Genomic DNA, 21,221 nt, shown 5'->3' with positions numbered 1-21,221 from the left:
TGCGACCAGCGCGGGGACGGGTAATGCCCAAAGTGGGCAGGTTTTGCCAAATCCCTAACGGAACATGGCGCTAATGGATTCTTCGTTGCTGATACGGCGAACCGCTTCGGCGACCGCCGGGGCAATGTCGAGTTGGCGGATTTTGCCGCAGTTTGCTGCCGCAGCGGACAGCGGCACGGTGTTGGTGACGACCAGTTCATCGAGCACCGAACTTTGCAGATTGCTGATGGCAGCGCCGGATAATACCGGATGGGTGCAGTAGGCGAGCACCCGCGCCGCGCCGCGTTCTTTGAGCGCTTTGGCGGCGTTGCATAAGGTACCGGCGGTATCGACCATGTCATCGACCAACACGCAGGTGCGGTGTTCGATGTCGCCGATAATGTGCATCACTTCGGACTGATTGGCTTTTTCGCGGCGCTTGTCGATGATGGCAAGGTCTACGCCTAAGGATTTAGCGATGGCTCGCGCACGCACCACGCCGCCGATGTCGGGCGAAACAATGATCAGATTGTCAAAGCGCTGGTCTTCGATATCGTCAAGCAGCACCGGTGAGCCGTAGATGTTATCGACCGGAATATCAAAAAAGCCCTGAATCTGGTCGGCGTGTAAATCCACCGTCAATACGCGATTAATACCCACCACGCTGAGCATATCGGCGGCGACTTTGGCGCTGATGGCCACCCGCGCCGAACGTGGTCTTCGATCTTGCCGTGCATAGCCAAAGTAGGGCATGACGGCCGTGATACGCGTGGCGGAAGAACGGCGGAAGGCATCGGCAAGCAGCACCAATTCCATCAGGTTATCGTTGGTGGGTGCACAGGTTGGCTGGATGATAAAGACATCCTTGCCGCGCACGTTTTCGTTGATTTCAACGTTGATTTCACCGTCGGAAAACTTGCTGACGGTGGCATTACCCAAGGGAATATGCAATTGGTGCACGATGCGACGCGCCAAATCCAGATTGGCGTTGCCGCTGAAGACCATCATCTTGGACACGGAAATACTGGCCTTTTGCTGTTGGCAGGGGCGGCTGGATTTGAACCAACGCATGGCGGAATCAGAATCCGCTGCCTTACCGCTTGGCTACGCCCCTTCTACTTAAGAGGATTGGAATATGGCAGGGGCGGCTGGACTCGAACCAACGCATGGCAGGATCAAAACCTGCTGCCTTACCGCTTGGCTACGCCCCTTTAGCTTTCAATCTGTGATGCAGTGGTGAACGATTTAAGCCTTTGGCAACAAAACCTTTTAGCTCCACCGCAAACAGGCGCAGCATTCTATCAGCATCTTCTTTCTTTGCAAAGCCTGAAAACAAACAAGCGCCGGTGCCGGTTAAACGAAATTCAGCCTGTGCGGGCAACATCGCCAAAGCGCGGCGAACTTGCGGATAACGTGCTAAAACAACCGGTTCGCAGTCATTGCGCCAAGGCATGCTTAATAATTGATCCGCGCTCAGCTTTGGGCTGTTTCTGCGCAGGTTGGGGTCGCTGAAAACGGCGGCGGTGCTGATCGATACCGGCGGTACGGCGACCACAAACCAAGGCTCGGGCAAATCAACAGGCTGTAGTTGTTCGCCCACACCAAAGGCCAGCGCCGCTTTACCGTGGATAAAAACCGGTACATCGGCGCCCAATTGCAACCCTAGCGCGGCCAGTTGCTCGCTGGAAAGATTAAGCTGCCACAGTCGATTTAGCCCCTGTAACACCGTCGCCGCATCGGAACTGCCACCGCCTAAACCGGCGCCTTGCGGCAAGCGCTTATTAAGCCAAAGGTCTGCGCCTAAGCGGCAGCCGCTTTGTTCCTGTAACCGCTTGGCGGCGCGTACTAGTAGATTGTCTTTACCTTCGACACCGGCAAGCGGTGTATGCAGGATGATTTGCCCATCTTGGCGGCAGGCGAGGCCGATTTCATCGCTGTAATCCAAAAACTGAAACAGGGTTTGCAGATGGTGATAGCCGTCTTCACGCTGGCCGATGACGTGCAAAAACAGATTGAGCTTGGCCGGGGCGGGCAAAACCAGTTCGGCTTGGGCAGGAATACAAAGCACAGGTTAGCGGGCTGTTTGCGGCAGGGGGGAGGGCGCTAAGTCCCACTGTTTGATAACCAGCGTAACCAACAGGTTATGCCCGCGGATTTTCAGCCGTTCGGGCAGCCAGTAGCCTTGCTCAAACTGGTAACTGGGGTAATCAATCTGCCAGCCTTGTTGATTAAGCTGCGCCAGACGATTGTGGGTATCTAACTGTAATTGCAAGTTTTTGCCGGGTGCGGGCAGGCCGCGCAGCCACCAGTGAAGAGCATCCAGTGGCAATTCCAAGTTCAAGCGTTCGCTAAGCAGGGTTTGCGCCGGACCTTCGCTGATCTCACCCGCCGCCTCAAGGCGTGCCTGCTCTGGGTTGCCGAGCAAACGCGCGGCACCGCGTCCTAACGGGCCGCTTAGGCGAATATCAAAATAATCTTGGCTCTGCTGCCAAAAAAGATTGGCGCTGCCGGATTCGCGCGGTGCACGAATGCCGATTTTGCCGCTGATTTGAAAATGCTCCAGCCTGCGGTTTTGCTCTTGCTGCGCTTGCCAAGACAGTGGCTTATCGGCGGCGGGCGGCTGCGTGCAAAACAGGCCGCATCCGCCCAGCAGCAATAGCAGGAAAAGTAACAGCGGTGTTTTCATCAGGGTTTGGCTTTGCCGGTCAGGCGCAAGATGGTGTTTTGTAAGATGCTGTGCGTCTGGTCTTTGCCAAGCGCTTCGCGCCAGATTTTACGCGCTTCGCGGCGTTTGCCGAGTTGCCAGAGCACTTCGCCCAAATGGGCGGCAACTTCCGCGTCTGGAAATTCGGCCAGCGCTTTGCGCAGCAAGGGTTCGGCCTCATTCAACTCGCCCAGACGGTAATGCGCCCAGCCAAGGCTGTCGAGAATGGCCGGGTCGTTTGGCGATAAGGCGAGTGCCTGTTTAATCAAGGATTTGCCTTCGTCCAAGCGGTCGGTGCGGTCTACCAGCGTATAGCCCAGCGCATTGAGTGCCATACTGCTGCTAGGGTCGCGCTCGATAATGCTCCATAAATCGCGCTCAAGCTGCGCTAAATCGTTCTGTTTTTCCGCCAGCATGGCGCGCGCGTAGAGTAATTCCGGGGTGCCTGGAAACTCTTCCAGCGCTTGTTTAGCAATTATTTGCGCGCCCGGGTATTGACCGTGCTTGGTCAAAAGTTCGATTTCCATTTGATAGAGCTGCGGGCGGTACTCGCTTAAGTTTTCGCGCAATCCGGCAAGGCGTTGCTGCGCTTCTTCAGCGCGTCCTTGTGCCAGCAAAATATCGGTACTTTGGAACTGTGCGGACAGGTAGTAGTCGCTGTCTGCTACTTGTGCGTACTCAGTCAATGCCCTTTCGCTGTCGCCTTGGGCTGCAAAGGCGCGGCCAAGGCTAAAGTGCGCCGCATCCAGATAGTTTTCCCGCTCGATAAGTTCTTCCAAATAAGCAATGGCTTCTTGCCAAGCCTGTTGCTCAAGGTAAATCTGCGCCAGCATGTAGCGCAGTGAGTCGTCTTCTGGCGACTGCGCCAGCAGGTGAATAAGGTCGTCATGCGCTTCGGGCAGGCGGTTTTCTTCCAGCAGTAATTTCGCGCGGGCAAAGCGCAAGCGCAGGTCGCTTGGACTTTGCTTTAAGGCTTGTGATAGCAGATCTAAGGCTTCGCTTCTGCGGCTTAAGGTTTGCAGCAAATGGCTGTGCAACAGCACGGCAGTATGGCTATTTTTTTTACTGTGCTGTTCACTTAGCAGTTGCAGCGCCTGTTCGGTTTCGCCGCTTTGCGACAAAAGCTGTGCTTTGCTTAATATGACTTGTGTGTTTTCTGGATATTTTTTTAACAAAATATCCAAGCTTTGCAATAAATCAGCGCGGCCTTGCGGGTCGTCACCCAAATGACCCAGCTCAAGAAAATCAAAGCGCTCGCTGTTGTTATCCAACGCCCGCTCCATATACTCGCTGGCTTCGATGTGCCGACCGGCCAAGGCCAAATGAATGGCGGCGCTGCGCTGCGCGGCACGCTCTTGTGGCGCGGCTTTTGCCCAAATCAGTGCGGCTTCTTGCGCCGATGGGCTGTCGCGCAGGTATTCAGCGATTTGCAGCGCCCGTTCGGCAATGCCGGGGTCTAAGGTGGCGCGTGCCTGCTCCAGATAGGTCTCCAGCGCCAGGCTTGGAAGCTGTCGTTGTCCGGCGATTTCTGCCGCCAGCAGGGCATACAGGGTAGTGGCATTGAATGAGCCATAGACTTTGGCAGGCGTTTCTTGCGGCGTGCTATCCGCTAAATCGTAGGCCTTAAGTTCGGTAGCGGGGGGTTGTGAACGGCAAGCCAAGAGCAGCAGTAATGCCAGCAGTGAAGCACAGAGTTTGTACATGACGGGCGAAAATCAGTCAAAAACAGGCGACTATGATGACACAAGCCATCCTGCGCTGCTTGCCCTCTCGACCTCTTTCGCAAGCGACTAGCCCAGTTCGCGGCGAAAGGGCGGCAGTGATTCGAGAATGGCTTTGCCGTAGGGGCGGGTGAGCAGGCGGCGGTCGAGCACGGTGATGGTGCCACGGTCGTTTTCGCTGCGTATCAGACGGCCACAGGCTTGGATCAGTTTGAGCGAGGCATCGGGTACGCTGATTTGCATAAACGGGTTGCCGCCGCTGGCTTTTATCCATTCGGCGAGGGTGGCTTCAACCGGTTCATCCGGCACGGCAAAGGGAATTTTGGCAATCACGACCTGTTCACAGAGCGCCCCCGGCAAGTCAATGCCTTCGGCAAAGCTGGCAAGGCCAAACAGAATGCTGGGCTGGCCTTTTTCAATGCGTTCGCGGTGGATTTGCAGCGTTTTTTGTTTGGAATGCTCGCCTTGGCGCAAAATGCGTTCGGCTAATTCGTCGGGTAATGCGGCAAACACTTCTTGCATTTGCCGGCGTGAAGAAAACAGCACCAAGCTGCCTTGGCTGCCTGCCAGAAGTTCAGGCAAGACGCTGCTGATGGCGGCGCTGTGTGCGGCGTTGTCGCTGGGATCGGCTTTTAGGTCGGGTACGCGCAGCAGTCCGGCTTTGGCGTAGTCAAACGGGCTGGGGACGACTTGGCAGTGGGTATTGTCCGGCAATCCAGCACGCGTGCGCAGTCGGTCAAAGCGACCCAAGGCGGTTAAGGTCGCTGAAGTCAATAGCGCGCCGTAGGCGCGTTGCCACAAATTACGGCGCAAAGTAGGTGCGGCCAAAATCGGGCTGGCGTTGACTTCAATATCATCGGTTTCGACCAGTGCGAGCCAGCGCGCGGTGGGCGGCTCGCCTGCTTGATCTTGGGCACAAAAGGCTTGCCACAGGGCAAGATTTTCCGCCGCGCGCGCTTGCAAGCTGCCAAAGAGTGGATACCAAAGTTCGGCCTGTTGGCGTGAAAGAGAGGCGCGATTTTCGCCGTCCAGTACGTCTTTTAAGCGTTCGACAAAGCCTTCCAGGCGCTGCTGTAATGCGGTAAAGCCTTGACCTAGCAAAAGCCCGGCCTCGCGTAAAGGTTCGGGGATTTTCCCCGCCGCAAAGCGCTGAACCAGCTGGCGGCTGTCATCAAATTCGGCCAATTGCTCGCAAAGTTTTTGCATGTCTTGCTGTTTGTTGCGCAGCTCACGCGCTTGTTCGGCCATTTCCATCAAGGTCTTGGCCGTTTCACCTTGTGAGGGATTTTGCGCAAGTAGCTTGGCGAGTGTTTTTTCCGTCTGCAAAAGCCAGCTTTGCGTCGCGTGTAGACGACTTTTGTGGGCAAAGTGGCTGATGGCTTTGTCCGCCAGATGATGAGCTTCATCGAATACATAGAGGCTGTCCGCCGGGGCGGGCAACACCACACCGCCACCCAAGGCGAGGTCGGCCAGTAGCAAATCGTGATTGGTGACGATGACATCGACTTTTTCCGCCGCTTCCTTCGCCAGGTAGAACGGGCAGTGCCCAATGTAGGCGCAGCGGCGTTTGGCACATTGGTGGTGATCTACCGACAAGCGCGCCCAATCATGTTCATTGAGCGGTTCTGGCAAACGGTCGCGGTCGCCATCCCAAGCGCCGCTTTCAAGCTGGCTTTGCAGGCGCTTGTAGAGGGCGAGCAGATCACTGTCAAGCTCGATGGAAAAGCCTTCTTCGGCAAACAGTTCAGCCGTTTGGTTCTGTTCTTTGCCTTCGGCCAGCAAGCTGGCAAGGCGCGCGACACAGAGATAGCGCCTGCGTCCTTTGGCAATCGCAAAGCTAAAGTTAAGGCCGCTGTTTTGCTGCACATCGGGCAGGTCGCGGTAGAGGATTTGCTCTTGCAGCGCCACGGTTGCGGTGGCAATCACCAGCCGTTTATCGGTGGCTTTGGCAAGCGGGATAAGCGCGAGGCTATAGGCGACCGTTTTGCCAACGCCGGTACCCGCTTCGATGGCGACGACGGTATCGGCGCTGATGCGCATGCCCTGTTCGTCCTGCTCGATAGCCCCCAATACTTTGGCGGCTTCGGCAATCATCAGGCGCTGCCCGTAGCGCGGCTTAAAGCCTTTAGCTTCGAGAAAGCGCGAATAGGCGGTTTGGATTTGCGCTTTAAGCGCTTCGCTTAGCATCAGGTTAGAGCGGCAATAAAAGCCGTTAGTCTACCCGAGCGCCGCGCGAACCGGTGCAAACGAGCGGCGGTGCTGGTCGGTTGCGCCAAGACGGGCGAGCGCTGCCAAGTGGGCGCGGGTCGGGTAGCCCTTGTGCGCGGCCAGACCATAGCCGGGGTAGCGTTCGTCTAACGCCTGCATTTCATGGTCGCGGCTGACTTTGGCGAGTATTGAGGCGGCAGCAATCGCGGCGACTGTGCCGTCACCGCCGACTATGGCCTGGCAGGGCAGGGCGAGTTTGGGACAACGGTTACCGTCCACTAAAACCTGTTCGGGGCGAATAGCAAGCCCTTCTACCGCCCGCTGCATGGCGAGCAGGCTGGCGTGCAGGATATTTAAGCGGTCGATTTCGGCGGCTTCAGCACGGGCGATAGAAAAGGCCAGCGCCTTGGCTTTTATCTCGATAAAAAGCTGCTCGCGGCGTTTTTCGCTTAATTTTTTGGAGTCGTTAAGGCCGTCAATCGGCTGCTTGGGATTAAGGATAACGGCGGCGGCAAATACCGCGCCAAATAGCGGGCCGCGCCCGGCTTCATCCACGCCTGCCGTTAGCAAGGCTTCGGCCTCGGGGAAAGTCAGCATCTGTTGCATCAGTCGCCTTTAAGTCCTTGCAGCACGGCATCGGCGGCTTGTGCCGAGGCGTTTTGCCGCAAACTGCCTGCGATCAGGGCAAATTCACCGGTTTGTGCGCTGCCATCATCTAATAGTGGCAACAGTGCTGTGGCCAAAGCTTCGGGGGTGGCGGCATCTTGTATCAATTCCGGCACCAAAGCACGCGAGGCGAGCAGGTTGGGCAAGGCGAACCAGCGGCTTTTGACCAAGTGACGGGCAATGCGAAAGGTAGGTGCGGATAGCTTATAGGCGACCACCATCGGTCTTTGTTGCAGTAGCGCTTCCAAAGTGGCGGTGCCGGAGGCAATCAACACGGCATCACAGGCGGCAAGCGCGAGCGGCGCCCCGCCGTCCAGTAAGGTCAGCGGCAGCTTGCGGTTGGTCAGTAATCGTTCGATTTGCGCGCGCCGCGCGGCGCTTGCGCAGGGCAGCAGAAAATGCAGGTTGGGTTTTTCGCGAAGCAGCCTTTCGGCGGCATCCAAAAACAGCGCACCAAGGCGCTTAACTTCGCCGCCTCGACTGCCGGGCATCAGCGTAACCAGCGGTGTATCGACTGGCAAAGCTAAGGCCGTGCGGGCGCTCGCTTTATCCTGCGGCTGCAAGCTATCGGCCAGTGGATGGCCGACAAAGCGCACCGGCACCCCGTTTTCTCGGTAAAAGTCTTGCTCAAACGGGAACAGGCAGAGCATCAGGTCGCAGGCGGCGCGGATTTTTTTAATCCGCCCGCGCCGCCAAGCCCAAACCGAGGGGCTGACGTAGTGCGCGGTTTTAATCCCCGCTTGGCGCAGTTTTAGCTCAAGGCCAAGATTAAATTCTGGCGCGTCGATTCCGATAAACCGATCCGGTTTATCGGCCAGCAGGTTTTTGACCAGTTGGCTGCGTCGCCAGAGAAGTTCCGGCACTCTGCCCAGCACTTCGGTCAAACCCATAACGGCCAGGCGCTCCATCGGGAAAGCGCTGGTAAGCCCCGCCGCCTGCATCTTGCTGCCGCCTACGCCGCTAAAACGGATATGCGGGTGACGCTGCTTGAGCGCTTGCATTAAATCCGCGCCCAGCAGGTCGCCAGAGGCTTCCCCGGCGACTAGTGCAATATGCAGCGGCTTGCTCAACGGACAATGCCGCGCGTGCTGCTTTTGATGGAGTCGCAAAACAGCGCGACTTCTGGCGACTGGCTTGCCAGTTCGCTGAGACTCTCCAGCGCCTCGGCAACGGTTAAGGTGCTGCGGTAGACCTGTTTATAGGCACGGCGCAGCGCCAGTATGCTTTCTTGGCTAAAACCACGGCGGCGCAGACCTTCAAAGTTGATGCTGCGCGCGCAGGCCGGATTGCCGTAAGCGGTGACAAAGGCAGGCAGGTCTTTGCCGGTTGCGCTACCCATTGCCAGATAGCTGTGTGCGCCGATATGGCAGAACTGATGCACCAGACTGTAGCCGGACAATACCGCCCAATCACCGACATGCACGTGTCCGGCGAGGCCGCAGTTATTGACAAAGATGCAGTGGTCGCCGACTACGCTGTCATGCCCGATATGTACATAGGCCATCATCAGGTTGTGGTTGCCGATAGTGGTTTCGCTGCGGTCTTGCACCGTGCCGCGGTGGATGGTGACGCCTTCGCGGATGATGTTGTTATCGCCGATGACAAGGCGCGTGGGTTCGCCCTTGTATTTCATGTCCGGCGTATCTTCGCCTACCGTCGCGAACTGAAAAATACGGTTGTTTTTACCGATTTTGCTCGGACCTTTGAGTACGACATGCGGGCCGATAACGCAGCCCTCACCGATTTCAACGTCCGCGCCGATAATGGAAAACGGCCCGACTTCTACGTCATCCGCCAGTTGCGCGGCGGGGTCGATAACAGCTCGTGGATCGATTTTGCTCATTAGAGTTTGCGTTCCGCACAGGTGATTTCTGCCGAACAGACTTCCTTGCCATCGACGCGGGCGTTGCAGGCAAATTTCCAGATGCTGCGTTTGGCACTTAAAAAGTGCGCCTCCAGCATCAGCTTATCGCCTGGTACGACCGGCTGGCGCAGACGCAGTTTGTCCGAGCCGACAAAGTAATAGAGAGTGCCATCGGCAGGCGTGGTATCGAGCATTTTAAAGCCCAAAATACCGGCTGATTGTGCCATTGCCTCGACAATCAATACGCCCGGCATAATCGGATGGTCGGGAAAGTGGCCGTTAAAAAAAGGCTCATTTACGGATACGTTTTTGTAGGCGCAAATGCGCTTGTCCTGCCCGCTTATATCCAGCTCAATCACCCGGTCGATTAACAAAAACGGGTAACGGTGCGGCAGGTATTTTCGTATTTGGGTGACATCCATCATAGCTTGTGGCCTTACGGTTTTAAATAAAAGGCAGATGCCTTATAGATATTTAAGAACTGCCTTGCAGTCCAATATCGCTGTGTTTTGTGCGATCTAAAATCGGGCGGGGTTTTAGGACGATTGATTGGCAGACCCCGATTGTTTTTCTAAATAAGCGAGGCGTTTGGCCATATCATCGAGGGTGCGCAGACGCGCGGCAGTACGCTTCCATTTATCCATGCGTTGCATGGCGGTTCCCGAGGAATAACTACCGGGCGTTTTTATTGAATGAGTGACCATGGTCATGCCGCTGATAAAGACGTTATCGCAAATCTCAATATGCCCGACCAAACCCACGCCACCGGCCAGCATACAGTGACGGCCAATTTTGCTGCTGCCGGAAATACCGCAGCAGGCGGCCATTGCCGTGTGTTCGCCAATCTCGACGTTGTGCGCAATCATGATTTGATTGTCGAGTTTGACCCCGTTGCCAATTTTGGTATCGGACAGTGCACCGCGGTCAATGCAGGTATTGGCACCAATTTCGACATCATCACCGATTAAAACGCCGCCCAGTTGGGCAATTTTCTGCCAGTGGTTTTGTTCATCACGGGCAAAGCCAAAGCCTTCGCCGCCGATCACCGCGCCGGATTGAATCACCACGCGCTGGCCAATGCGCACATTGTGATACAGCGTGACCCGTGGAGCCAGCCAGCCGTCCGCGCCAATTTGGCAGTTTTCGCCGATAAAGCCATGTGCGCCGATATGCACGTTTTCGCCAATCACTGCGCCGCTGGCTATCACCGCATAAGCGCCAATACGCGCACTGCCCGCTACTTGCGCATCTTGTGCAATCAGTGCGCTCGGGTGAATGCCGCCGGGCAGTACAGGCTTGTTGTCAAACAGCTTGGAAACGCGGGCAAAAGCCAAATAAGGGTCATTTACCAGCAGGGCGGGGCAGGGGCAGTTTTCGGCCTCCTCTGGCTTGACCAGTACGGCGGCGGCCTTTGTTATAGCCAGTTGATGACGGTATTTGGGCTGCGCCAGAAAACTGATCTGGTCAGCGCCTGCCTTGTCCAAACTGGCAAGGCCACTGACCAGAATGTGCGGGTCACCACACAAGGTTGCGTTAAGTTGTGTGGCGAGTTGTGCCAAGGTGAAGGAACGGTTCGGCATGGAAAAGAGCTACTGCTTAAAAGACCTTATTTTAATTGGTTCATCCGCTCAATCACTTGCTTGGTAATGTCCAAGGAGGGCTTAAGGTCAACCAGGGCGGCGCGGTCGAGTACCAAGTCATAGCCGCCTTTTTTAATGACCTCTTCGACGGCTTTATTAAGGTTGGGTCGTAATTTTTCCAGTACCTCGCGGTCGGATAACGCCTTGGCTTGGTTTAACTCATTGGTTTGCGTTTGCAGGTCACGCGCTTTTTGGCGAAATTCCAAGTCAAGGCGCTCGCGGTCGGCTTGGGTTAATTTATCACCCTCATTGACCAAGCGTTTTTGCAGACGCTCGGCTTCACTTTCCAGTTTTTTGAGTTTTTCAAGCTGCGGGCCAAAGCGTTTTTCGGAGTCCACCGCATAACGTTTGGCCGCATCACTTTCCAAAAGTGCCTGTTGGTAATCGAGTACCGCAATTTTAAATTCATCAGCGACAGCAGGCGCTAAAGGTGCCAGCAGTGAAGCGGTCAATAAAGCAATACGGGAAAAGTTGCGCACGAGATCACTCCTGTCCATAAAAATTTAGAAAGCTTAGAAGGTTTGTCCAAGGGAGAATTGGAATATTTGTGTTTCGGAATCGTCCGGCTTTTTGATCGGGGTGCCGACACTGAAACTAATCGGCCCCATGGCGGTAATCCAGGTGACGCCGATACCGACCGAGCTTGCCATATTGCTGAAATTAACCTTGCAGGCAGGGCTTTGTTTCTTTTGCACCGATGAGCAGTTGGTATCAAACACATTGCCCAGATCCCAGAACAATACGCTGCGCAGTTGCCTTTGGTCTTTGATAAAAGGCAGTGGGAACAGGTATTCCACCCCGCCTTGAATCAACAGGTTGCCACCAAACGGCAGGCGATCCTGGTCGGGGTCTCTCAGCGTGCCGGGTCTTGTGCCGCTGCTGGGCGTGCTGCGCGGCCCCAGTGTGTCGTCCTTAAAGGCGCGTACCGAGCCAAAGCCACCGGCGTAGTAATGCTCATAGAACGGCAGTTTATGGGTGGATCCGTAAGCATCGGCGTAGCCGATTTCACCATGCCAGCGCAGTGCGGTGCGGGTGGTCAGGCCGGTGAAAAGCTGGGCGCGGTAGTTGAGTTTATAGAAGGTTAAATCGCTGCCGGGCAGGGCGACATCCAGTACCAGACTCTGCGCATGGCCGCGGTTGGCGAACACGCCACGGTTTAGGGTGGACTCGGCCCAGCCTGCTGAGGCTTTGTAGTTCAGGTATTGTTTGCCTTCTTTATCGGTAAAGTCGAAAATTTCATCGACCGTGTAGCGACCGGTTTTGATCTTATCTTGCTGTGCGGAAAGGCCAAAGGACAGATTCGCCGTCTCGCTGATCGGGTAGCCAAAGGTCAAGCCGCCGCCGTAGCTGTCCACCGAGTAGCTGGAGACATCGACATTGAGCTTGTCGTAATCGGTGCTGCGGTAGAACATGTTATAACCGAGGCTGACCCCGTCAATCGTCCAGTACGGGTCAACAAAGGAAAAACTGTAGCGCTGTTGGTATTCACTGCGGGTAAGGCCGATGCTGACGCGGTTGCCGCTGCCTAAAAAGTTGCTCTGGCTGAGCGAGCCACCCAAGATAAGCCCGGCGTTTTGTGCATAGCCGATGCTGGCGGAAATGGAACCGGAAGGTTGTTCTTCGACCGTGTAGTTGACATCGACCTGGTCATCGGTACCCGGCACCGGTACGGTTTCCACATTGACTTCTTTAAAAAAGCCCAAGCGCTCCAGGCGCAGTTTGGATTGGTCGATCAGGTAAGTCGAAGCCCAGCCGCCTTCCATCTGGCGCATTTCGCGGCGCAATACTTCATCGGCGGTTTTGGTGTTGCCGCGAAAGTTAATGCGGCTGACGTAGGCACGTTTGCCGGGTTCTACATAAAAAGTCAGTGCAACGGTTTTGGCGTTATCGTCGGTTAGCGGCATGCCGCTAACATTGGCAAAGGTGTAGCCTTCATTGCCCAGGCGGCGGGTAATCAGGTCGCTGCTAAGCGTCATGACCTGGCGCGAGAAAATCTGCCCGGGTTGCACTAACAATAATTTGCGCAGTTCTTCTTCGGGGAGTTTTAAATCACCGGCGAGTTTGACTTCGCTGATATGAAACTGCTCGCCTTCTTCGATATTAACGGTGATATAGACGTTCTTTTTATCCGGCGAGATGGAAACCTGGGTCGAACGGATATCCATATGGATATAGCCGCGGTCGAGGTAATAAGAGCGCAGCCGCTCCAGGTCGCCGGACAGTTTTTCGCGTGAATATTTATCGTCATTGCGAAAAAACGACAGCCAGTTGGTGGTTTTTAATTCAAACAGGTCAACCAAATCATCGGTAGGGAAGGCGTTATTACCGACCACGTTGATATGCACAATATTGGCAACGCTGCCTTCTTTGATATTGACCTTAAGCGTTACGCGATTGCGTGGCTGGGTGACGACCTCGGTCTGCACTTCAGCCGAATAGCGTCCTTGCGCCACATATTGGCGTTGCAACTCGTTACGCAAGCCTTCCAAGGTCGCGCGCTGAAAAATCTCGCCTTCGGAAAGCCCTGCTTGCGCCAGACCTTTAAGTAAGTCTTCGCTTTTAATGGCTTTGTTGCCAGAGAGCACGATACTGGAAATGGTCGGGCGTTCGGTCAGGGTAATGACCAGCACATTGCCATCACGCCCCAATTCAATGTTCTCAAAAAAACCGGTTTTAAACAGTGCGCGGGAGGCTTCGGCGAGCGCTTTGTCATCGACTTGACTGCCAACATCAAGCGGCAGTGCCGCAAATACGCTACCCGCAGAAACCCGCTGTAAACCATTAACTCTAATATCAGAAAGGGTAAAGGATTCGGCATTTGCCGAAACGGCTGCAAGCAGCGTGGCGGCACTTAGCAGCAGAGATGGCAGCAATGGTTTCATAAAGCCCCTGTTGTTTTCAGGTGGATGTTCTTTGGTCATGCGACTAACCGAATAGTCTTCCCAAATCGTTAATAACGGCCAATAGCATGACCCCCAACACCAAGGCGATGCCGATTTGCATGCCAAGCCCCTGGATACGCTCAGAAACCGGACGACCACGCACCCATTCAGTCAGGTAGAAGAACAAATGTCCTCCATCCAGCACCGGTATGGGTAAAAGATTCAACACCCCAAGGCTAATACTTAAATAGGCGAGAAAATTCAAAAAATCGCCAAACCCGGACTGCGCCGAAGTGCCCGCCACTTTAGCAATGGTTATCGGCCCACTCAAGTTTTTTACCGAAAGCTGCCCAAGCAGCATCTTTTTCAGCGAATCGAGCGTGAGTGCGCTCATCGCCCAGGTTCTTTTAACCGCTTCGGGCAGCGCCTCAAGCGGGTTAAAACCTAAGGTACGCAGCATGTTATCCGGCCAAACGGGGGCGGCTACCCCAGCGCCCAGGTAGCCAGTAGTGACTGAACCTTGCGTACGCGAAGACAGTATCAAGCCAAGTTCTTGGCGCTTGCCATCTCGCTCAAAGGCCAGTCTTATTGGTTCATCCGGTTTTTGCCGTAGCTGCTTGACCAGTGTTTGCCAGTTTTCGATGGGTTCGCCGTTAAGTTCGAGCAATAAGTCACCCTCGCGTAGCCCTGCTGCTTGCGCAGGACCTTGCGGGTCAAGTTGGGCGAGCAGTGGCGGCAGTGTTGGTCGCCACGGGTGAAGGCCAAGGCTGCCCAGCAGGTCGGGTTCGGCAACGCCACGTTGCCAGTTTTGCAGCGCCAGTGCATGGGTTTGTTCGAGGGTGCTGCCTGGTTCGCGCACGGTCACATCAAGCGTGCCGCTTTCACCCAAGCGGCGGATGAGCGCCATATGTACGGCATTCCAGCCCGAAGTTGGCTGGCCGTCGATAGCGGTAATTTCCTGCCCTTCGGCAAGCCCTGCCGCGGCGGCGATGCTATCCGGTTCGACGCTGCCAATCAGCGGGCGCACCTGTGTGCTGCCGAGCATGGCGAGTATCCAGAAAAACACCAGCGCCAGCAGAAAATTGGCGAGCGGTCCGGCGGCAACTATGGCCATGCGCTGTTTAACCGATTTGCGGTTAAAGGCTTGCTCTAATTGCCCTTCGGGTACGCTTCCTTCGCGCTCATCGAGCATTTTGACGTAGCCGCCCAGCGGCAGGGCGGCGATCACAAATTCGGTGCCTTGCTTATCGTGCCAGCGTATCAGTGGTGGGCCGAAGCCTATGGAAAAGCGCAGCACTTTAACGCCACAGCGTCGCGCGACCCAAAAATGGCCGAATTCATGAAAAGTAATCAAGATGCCCAGCGCAACCAACAGGCCAAGCACCATATATAAACCGCCAGTCATGGCAATCCCTCGATTTGCTTTTGCGCGCACAGGCGGGCGCGTTGATCGGCTTGCAGCACGGTTTCTAACTCTTTTACCGCGCAGGCAGGCTCATGTTGTAACACTTGCTCGATGATAGTGGCAATTGCGGTAAAGCCAATACGCCCGCGCAAAAACGCCTCAACGGCGACTTCATTGGCGCCGTTAAGTAGCGCTGGAGCCGTGCCGCCCGCTTCAATGGCGTGCCGCGCCAGGGTAAGACAGGGAAAGCGCGTGCTGTCCGGCGGATAAAAGTCGAGCCTTTTGATTTGCAATAAATCCAGCGCGGCAACGCCGGATTCGATGCGTTCGGGAAAAGCCAGCGCTTGGGCAATCGGTGTACGCATATCAGGGTTGCCAAGCTGCGCGAGAACCGAGCCGTCGATATAGTCCACCAGCGAATGAACCACGCTCTGCGGGTGGATAACGACTTCCACTTGGCTGGGCTTTGCGGCAAACAGGTGACAGGCTTCAATCAGTTCCAGGCCCTTGTTCATCATGCTGGCGGAATCCACCGAGATTTTGCGTCCCATCGACCAGTTGGGATGGCAAATGGCTTGTTCGGGTGTGACCTGTGCCAGTTGCTCGATCGGCAGATGCAAAAACGGCCCGCCGGAAGCGGTTAAAAGAATGCGGCGCACCCCGCACGCGGCCAGATTTCGTGCGGGGGAGGGCGGCAGGCACTGAAAGATGGCGTTGTGCTCGCTGTCAATCGGCAGCAGTGTAGCGCCGCTTTCGCTGAGTGTTTGCATCAGCAAGTCGCCGCACATCACCAAGGCTTCTTTATTGGCGAGCAGCACTTTTTTACCGGCTTTAACGGCGGCGAGCGTGGGCAAAAGCCCTGCCGCGCCGACGATGGAGGCCATCACCGTATCGACCGCAGGCTGGCTTGCCATGTCTTGCAGCGCCTGCATGCCGCTTTCGACTTCGCAAGCAATGCCCGCTTCGCGCAAGGTCTGGCGAAGGCTTTGTGCGTCTGCCTCGTTCGCGACCACGGCATGGCGTGGTCTGTGCTTAAGGCACAGCTTGGCGAGTTCGTCTAGACGTGAAAAACCACTTAGCGCAAACACTTGATAGCGCTCAGGATGCCTTGTCAGCACATCCAGCGTGCTGCGACCAATGGAGCCGGTCGCGCCCAAAATGGCGATTTGCTGTTTGCGCATTAGAAAAACAGGTTCATGGGTAGAACAAGCTCGGGCCAAACCAGATTATCAAGAAGATAAATACTGGCGCGGCGGCGGTTAAGCTGTCGATACGGTCGAGAATACCGCCGTGGCCGGGCAGCAGCTTGCCGCTGTCTTTAACCCCCGCTTCGCGCTTAAACAGGCTTTCGGTTAAATCGCCCAAGATGGAGACCAGCACTAGCAGAGCGGCTATCAGCAGGCCCCTTGCGATAAGGGCAAAGGAAAGCTGCAGATAAAGGCCATAGCCTAAGACCGGCAATAGCGCAATCAGCATCCCGCCGGCCAGTCCTTCCCAGCTTTTACCCGGACTAACGGCGGGCAGCAGTTTGTGTTTGCCAAAGCGGCGGCCGACAAAATAAGCGCCGCTATCGGCCAGCCAAATCAGTGCCAGCAGCCAAGCAATTAAATGGGTTTTATCGGAAAGACCTTTAAGCACGAGCAGTGCTACCCATGCCGGCAGCAGGATAAACAGCCCTATCAGCAAGCGCTGTATTTTTCCGCCTATCAGTACGCGGCTGCTTGGGTAGAGCAGTACCAGCAGCAAGGCGAGAAGCCACCAGATAAGGCCAATGAGTATGGGCAGCCTCCATTGCCAGCTATCTACACCGTACAGATGAGGTTGCAGGTACAGCCCCATCATCAGCAATACCACCAGCATGGCGTAAATGCCTTGGCCGATGGCATTGTTGATGCCAGCGAGCTTTGCCCATTCAAAGGCGGCCAGCATGCATACCAGACCTATAAACAGCGCAAACGGCCAGCCGTCCAGCAAGAAAAATCCGCAAAACGCCAGTGGCAGCAAGATAAGTCCGGTAATGATGCGCTGCTTCATAAGTTTGCGACCTGTTCACTGGTGCGGCCAAAGCGCCGTTCGCGGCGGGCGTAGCAGGCCAGCGCTTGCTGCATGGCCTGCTTGCCAAAATCCGGCCAGAGCAGGTCGGAGAAATAGAGTTCGGCGTAGGCCATTTGCCATAGCAAAAAATTACTGATGCGCCGTTCGCCGCCGGTGCGGATGCATAAATCCGGCGGCGCTAAATCGCCGGTAGCCAGTTGTTGCTGGAAACGCGCTGGCGTGATGTCGGCCACTTGCAGTCTGCCCTCTTTAACTTGCTGTGCAAGCCTCTGCGCGGCTTGGGTGATGTCCCACTGCCCACCGTAGTTGGCGGCGATTTGCAGCAGCAGGCGCTGGCCGCTTGCGCATTTGGCTTCGGCGCGCTGCATTTCGTCTTGCAGTTTTTGTGAAAAACGCGAGCGTTCGCCAATGATGCGTAGCCTAATGTCGTTTTCTTCCAGCTTGTCCACTTCGCGGTGCAGCGCGGATAAAAACAGCCCCATCAAGGCTTTGACTTCACTCGGCGGGCGCTGCCAGTTTTCACTGGAAAAAGCAAACAGGGTCAGTACGCCAACGCCCGCCTCGGCGCAGCTTTTCACCACCGCGCGCACCGATTCCATACCGGCGCGGTGTCCGGCAATGCTGGGCAGCAGGCGTTGTTTGGCCCAGCGGTTATTGCCGTCCATGATAATGGCGATATGCTGCGGTATACGGTCTGTTGCAGGCGCGGCTTTGCTCATGCGGGATTAGACGGCCATCAGGTCTTGTTCTTTGCCGGCCAGCGCTTTTTCTACGCTTTCGACAAAACGGTCGGTCAGTTTTTGCATTTCGGCTTCCGCGCGGCGTTCTTGATCTTCGCCAATCTCTTTGGCTTTGGCGAGTTCTTTAACCTGTGCCAGCGCATCACGGCGAATATTGCGCAGCGCCACGCGGGCGTGTTCGGCCTCGCTACGTGCTTGTTTGCTGTAGCCTTTGCGCGTTTCTTCGGTTAGCGCGGGCATGGGTACGCGGATCGTCGTACCCGCGGTTGCCGGGTTAAGTCCCAAGTCCGAGGTCAAAATGGCTTTTTCCACCGCGCCAATCAGGCTGCGGTCAAATACATTCAGCGCCAGTGTGCGCGAATCTTCAACAATCACATTGGCGACTTGGCGCAGCGGCGTTTCCGCACCGTAAGCGGGAACCATCACGCCGTCGAGAATGCCGGGGCTGGCGCGACCGGTGCGGATGCGGGCAAAGGCGTGTTCCAGTGCTTCCAGGGTTTTGCCCATGCGCACGCTGGCCTCTTGTTTGATGGTCTCAATCATCAGGGTGTTCCTCTTCTATCAATGTGCCTTCGTTGCCTTCCAATAATACAGAGAGCAGCGCGCCGGGTTTGTTCATATTAAAGACCCGAAGCGGCATATGGTGGTCGCGGCACAGGCAAATGGCGGTTAAATCCATTACGCCGAGTTTGCGCGTGAGCACTTCATCGTAGGTTAAGCGGCTGTATTTTTCGGCGCTGGGGTCTTTCATCGGGTCTCCGGTATATACGCCATCGACCTTGGTCGCTTTAAGCACAATTTGTGCGCCGACTTCGATCCCGCGCAAACAGGCGGCGGAATCGGTAGTAAAGAATGGATTGCCGGTTCCGGCGGCAAAAATGACCACTTCGCCGCCGTTTAAGTGGCGCATGGCTTTGCGCCGGTCGTAATGTTCGGTCACGCCCAGCATGGAAATGGCCGACATCACCACCGCAGCGATATTCGAGCGTTCCAGCGCATCACGCATGGCGAGCGCGTTCATCACGGTAGCGAGCATGCCCATATGGTCGCCGGTGACGCGATCCATTCCGGCCGCCGAGAGCGCCGCGCCGCGAAACAGATTGCCGCCGCCAATGACCAAACCCACCTGCACGCCGATGCCGACCAGTTGGCCGATTTCCAGCGCCATGCGGTCGAGCACTTTCGGGTCGATGCCAAAGTCTTCCGTGCCCATCAGTGCTTCACCACTGAGTTTAAGCAGGATGCGTTTATAACGTGCCTGCTTGCCGGCTGCCTGTTGCGCCATCATTTTTATCCTCGAAAAAAGAGGCCGCACCGCAAAACGGGCAGCCTCTGTTTGTTGCGCTTAGACCTTACTGCTTAGCCGCAGCCACTTGGGCGGCGACTTCGGCGGCAAAGTCGGTTTCGCCTTTGTCGATACCTTCGCCGACTTCAAAGCGAACAAACGAGAGCACTTGCGCGCCGGCTTTTTTCGCCAAATCGCCGATGTTGATTTCCGGTTCTTTAATAAAGGCTTGCTGGATAAGGCAGCTTTCGGCAAGGAACTTGGTAATGCGTCCGGCGAGCATTTTCTCGACGATATTTTCCGGCTTGCCGGCGATTTTGTCGGCGTTAAGGCTTAAGAAAATTTCCTTTTCCTTGGCAATGGCGGCGTCAGACACATCTGAAGGCTGCAAATACTGCGGATTGCTGGCAGCAACGTGCATGGCAATATCGCGAGCAAGCTCGGCATTGCCGCCTTTAAGGCTAACCAGCGCACCAATGCGGTGGCCGTGCAGGTAAGCGCCTAGCGTTTCGCCTTCTACTCGCACCAAGCGGCGGATATTGACGTTTTCACCGCATTTGGCAACCAGCGCTTCACGGGCGCTTTCGCGGCTTGCAATCAGCGGCGCGGCATCGGTCAAGCTGTTGGCAACGGCTTCATCTAGGGTTTCGGCGACAAAGCGTTTGAAATCATCTTGCAATGCGAGGAAGTCGGTCTGCGAGTTGACTTCAATCATGGTTGCGCTTTGGCCGTTAGCTTCCAGTTTGACGGCAATTGCGCCTTCGGCAGCGATATTACCGGCTTTTTTCGCTGCTTTAATCGCACCCGATGCACGCATGTCATCAATGGCTTTTTCGATGTCGCCGTTTGCGGCAACCAGTGCTTTTTTGCATTCCATCATGCCTTGGCCGGTGCGCTCGCGCAGCTCCTTAACCAGTGCGGCAGTGACTTCTGCCATAGGTAAATCCTCCAAAAATGGGTCTAAAAAGTAGCGCCCCTCTTATGGATGGGAGAGGCTCTTTTATCTCCCTTCTCCCGTTTGCGGAAGAAGGGTAGGGGAGAGGGATTAGCCGGCAGTGGCTTCCAGCGGCGCTTCTTCGATAAATTCATCCGCCTGGCCGTCACGGTTCTGCCCGCGCAGCACGGCATCAGCGGCAGCGGACAGGTACAGCGAAATGGCACGGATGGCATCGTCGTTACCGGGAATCACATAATCGATACCGTCCGGGCTGCTGTTGGTATCGACAATACCAATCACTGGAATGCCGAGCTTGCCCGCTTCACTAATGGCAATACGTTCGTGTTCCACGTCAATGACAAACAGCGCATCCGGCAGGCCGCCCATATCTTTGATACCGCCGAGACTGCGCTCCAGCTTGGCGAGGTCGCGGCTACGCATCAGTGCTTCTTTTTTGGTCAGCTTGTCGAAGGTGCCGTCTTGCGATTGGGCTTCCAGTTCGCGCAGACGCTTAATCGAGGCGCGAATGGTTTTGTAGTTGGTCAGCATGCCGCCCAGCCAGCGATGGTCAACATAGGGCATGCCACAGCGCTGCGCTTCTTGTGTCACCAGTTTGCTGGCCGAACGCTTGGTGCCGACAAAGAGGATTTTGTTTTTGCCTGCGGCGAGTTTTTCCACAAAGCGCAGTGCTTCGTTAAACATCGGCAGGGTTTGTTCGAGGTTGATAATGTGGATTTTATTGCGCGCACCGAAAATGTAACGCGCCATTTTCGGGTTCCAGTAACGGGTTTGGTGGCCGAAGTGCACACCGGCCTTGAGCATATCGCGCATGCTGACTTGAGACATTTAATGCTTCCTTAAGAAGGTTGGGTTTGGCCTCCATCCATCCCGCTTTCCACCTTGCACTGGTTAAATGCACGGCACCCAGAAAGTCGTGTCGATGAATGTGTGGTTTGAGTTGGCTGATACAACCGCCAAGAGCGAGCCGCAAAAGCGGTGCACTTTATAGCAGAAAAGCACAGGTTTTGCCAGTTGTTTTCCCCTCTTTGTCAGTGATAAGTAATCTGTCCGCATCAGTAGCAAATGAACTGTCCGGTTTTACTGACCGCCGAGGAGGTGGTCATGAAACGGACGC

At 55.7% G+C, this 21,221-nt stretch carries 21 protein-coding genes and 2 tRNA genes; 1 reads left to right on the top strand and 22 read right to left on the bottom strand.

The genetic code is table 11. The annotated features are described in order from the left end of the window. Positions 1-54: 54 nt before the first annotated feature. The 22 genes from AXE65_RS07185 to rpsB form a co-directional block, all read right to left on the bottom strand. Positions 55-996: a ribose-phosphate pyrophosphokinase gene (locus AXE65_RS07185; RefSeq protein WP_068390123.1), complete on the bottom strand. Its 942-nt coding sequence runs from the start codon at positions 994-996 to the stop codon at positions 55-57. A 22-nt stretch (positions 997-1,018) separates the two neighbouring features. After that, positions 1,019-1,093, bottom strand: a tRNA-Gln gene (locus AXE65_RS07180). Between the two features lie 22 nt (positions 1,094-1,115). Next, positions 1,116-1,190: transfer RNA gene (locus tag AXE65_RS07175), tRNA-Gln, on the bottom strand. Then, the gene (ispE, locus tag AXE65_RS07170) at positions 1,181-2,047 is read right to left on the bottom strand and encodes a 4-(cytidine 5'-diphospho)-2-C-methyl-D-erythritol kinase (RefSeq protein ID WP_193393239.1); all 867 of its coding nucleotides are present in this window, start codon (positions 2,045-2,047) and stop codon (positions 1,181-1,183) included. The genes AXE65_RS07175 and ispE overlap by 10 nt, the downstream gene beginning before the upstream one ends. Positions 2,048-2,050: 3 nt before the next feature. Next, positions 2,051-2,665, bottom strand: coding sequence for a lipoprotein insertase outer membrane protein LolB (lolB, locus tag AXE65_RS07165; RefSeq protein WP_068390120.1), 615 nt, complete (start codon positions 2,663-2,665; stop codon positions 2,051-2,053). Continuing rightward, a complete protein-coding gene (locus AXE65_RS07160) occupies positions 2,665-4,386 on the bottom strand; it encodes a tetratricopeptide repeat protein (RefSeq protein WP_068390117.1) in 1,722 nt (573 codons plus the stop codon). The genes lolB and AXE65_RS07160 overlap by 1 nt, the downstream gene beginning before the upstream one ends. 87 nt (positions 4,387-4,473) lie before the next feature. After that, positions 4,474-6,591: an ATP-dependent DNA helicase DinG gene (dinG, locus tag AXE65_RS07155; protein ID WP_068390114.1), complete on the bottom strand. Its 2,118-nt coding sequence runs from the start codon at positions 6,589-6,591 to the stop codon at positions 4,474-4,476. Positions 6,592-6,621: 30 nt separating this feature from the next. Then, complete coding sequence (gene rnhB / locus AXE65_RS07150; protein ID WP_068390112.1) at positions 6,622-7,218, bottom strand: ribonuclease HII; 597 nt, start codon at positions 7,216-7,218, stop codon at positions 6,622-6,624. Continuing rightward, the gene (gene lpxB, locus AXE65_RS07145) at positions 7,218-8,348 is read right to left on the bottom strand and encodes a lipid-A-disaccharide synthase (RefSeq protein ID WP_068390109.1); all 1,131 of its coding nucleotides are present in this window, start codon (positions 8,346-8,348) and stop codon (positions 7,218-7,220) included. Before lpxB ends, rnhB begins: the two co-directional genes overlap by 1 nt. Then, on the bottom strand, positions 8,345-9,121 hold the full coding sequence (lpxA, locus tag AXE65_RS07140) for an acyl-ACP--UDP-N-acetylglucosamine O-acyltransferase (protein ID WP_068390106.1): 777 nt from the start codon (positions 9,119-9,121) through the stop codon (positions 8,345-8,347). The genes lpxB and lpxA overlap by 4 nt, the downstream gene beginning before the upstream one ends. Further along, positions 9,121-9,567, bottom strand: a complete 447-nt coding sequence (gene fabZ / locus AXE65_RS07135; protein ID WP_068390103.1) for a 3-hydroxyacyl-ACP dehydratase FabZ — start codon at positions 9,565-9,567, stop codon at positions 9,121-9,123. The genes lpxA and fabZ overlap by 1 nt, the downstream gene beginning before the upstream one ends. Positions 9,568-9,678: 111 nt before the next feature. Further along, the gene (gene lpxD, locus AXE65_RS07130) at positions 9,679-10,722 is read right to left on the bottom strand and encodes a UDP-3-O-(3-hydroxymyristoyl)glucosamine N-acyltransferase (protein ID WP_068390100.1); all 1,044 of its coding nucleotides are present in this window, start codon (positions 10,720-10,722) and stop codon (positions 9,679-9,681) included. Positions 10,723-10,748: 26 nt separating this feature from the next. Beyond that, positions 10,749-11,261: an OmpH/Skp family outer membrane protein gene (locus AXE65_RS07125; protein WP_068390097.1), complete on the bottom strand. Its 513-nt coding sequence runs from the start codon at positions 11,259-11,261 to the stop codon at positions 10,749-10,751. A gap of 33 nt (positions 11,262-11,294) precedes the next feature. Continuing rightward, the gene (bamA, locus tag AXE65_RS07120) at positions 11,295-13,664 is read right to left on the bottom strand and encodes an outer membrane protein assembly factor BamA (protein WP_068390147.1); all 2,370 of its coding nucleotides are present in this window, start codon (positions 13,662-13,664) and stop codon (positions 11,295-11,297) included. A gap of 43 nt (positions 13,665-13,707) precedes the next feature. Continuing rightward, on the bottom strand, positions 13,708-15,069 hold the full coding sequence (gene rseP / locus AXE65_RS07115; RefSeq protein ID WP_068390094.1) for an RIP metalloprotease RseP: 1,362 nt from the start codon (positions 15,067-15,069) through the stop codon (positions 13,708-13,710). Then, positions 15,066-16,250 carry a 1-deoxy-D-xylulose-5-phosphate reductoisomerase gene (ispC, locus tag AXE65_RS07110; protein ID WP_068390091.1) on the bottom strand — a complete coding sequence of 395 codons (1,185 nt, stop codon included), beginning with the start codon at positions 16,248-16,250 and terminating at the stop codon, positions 15,066-15,068. The genes rseP and ispC overlap by 4 nt, the downstream gene beginning before the upstream one ends. A gap of 13 nt (positions 16,251-16,263) precedes the next feature. Then, positions 16,264-17,103: a phosphatidate cytidylyltransferase gene (locus AXE65_RS07105; protein ID WP_068390088.1), complete on the bottom strand. Its 840-nt coding sequence runs from the start codon at positions 17,101-17,103 to the stop codon at positions 16,264-16,266. Further along, positions 17,100-17,843, bottom strand: a complete 744-nt coding sequence (uppS, locus tag AXE65_RS07100) for a polyprenyl diphosphate synthase (RefSeq protein WP_068390085.1) — start codon at positions 17,841-17,843, stop codon at positions 17,100-17,102. Before uppS ends, AXE65_RS07105 begins: the two co-directional genes overlap by 4 nt. 6 nt (positions 17,844-17,849) lie before the next feature. Further along, positions 17,850-18,407, bottom strand: a complete 558-nt coding sequence (gene frr / locus AXE65_RS07095) for a ribosome recycling factor (RefSeq protein WP_068390083.1) — start codon at positions 18,405-18,407, stop codon at positions 17,850-17,852. Then, the gene (gene pyrH, locus AXE65_RS07090; RefSeq protein ID WP_068390080.1) at positions 18,400-19,149 is read right to left on the bottom strand and encodes a UMP kinase; all 750 of its coding nucleotides are present in this window, start codon (positions 19,147-19,149) and stop codon (positions 18,400-18,402) included. Before pyrH ends, frr begins: the two co-directional genes overlap by 8 nt. 67 nt (positions 19,150-19,216) lie before the next feature. Next, the gene (gene tsf, locus AXE65_RS07085) at positions 19,217-20,086 is read right to left on the bottom strand and encodes a translation elongation factor Ts (RefSeq protein ID WP_068390077.1); all 870 of its coding nucleotides are present in this window, start codon (positions 20,084-20,086) and stop codon (positions 19,217-19,219) included. A gap of 108 nt (positions 20,087-20,194) precedes the next feature. Beyond that, positions 20,195-20,932 (bottom strand): 30S ribosomal protein S2, encoded by a 738-nt coding sequence (gene rpsB / locus AXE65_RS07080; RefSeq protein WP_068390075.1) that lies wholly within the window; start codon positions 20,930-20,932, stop codon positions 20,195-20,197. A gap of 107 nt (positions 20,933-21,039) precedes the next feature. On the opposite strand from rpsB, the gene AXE65_RS14020 reads away from it, so the two are divergent. After that, on the top strand, positions 21,040-21,221 hold a 182-nt coding region (locus tag AXE65_RS14020), incomplete at its 3' end, for a hypothetical protein (protein WP_204376534.1).

It is taken from the genome of Ventosimonas gracilis (assembly GCF_001580025.1).
Taxonomy (GTDB): Bacteria; Pseudomonadota; Gammaproteobacteria; order Pseudomonadales; family Pseudomonadaceae; genus Ventosimonas; species Ventosimonas gracilis.
This window is presented reverse-complemented; position numbering and strand designations above follow the sequence as displayed.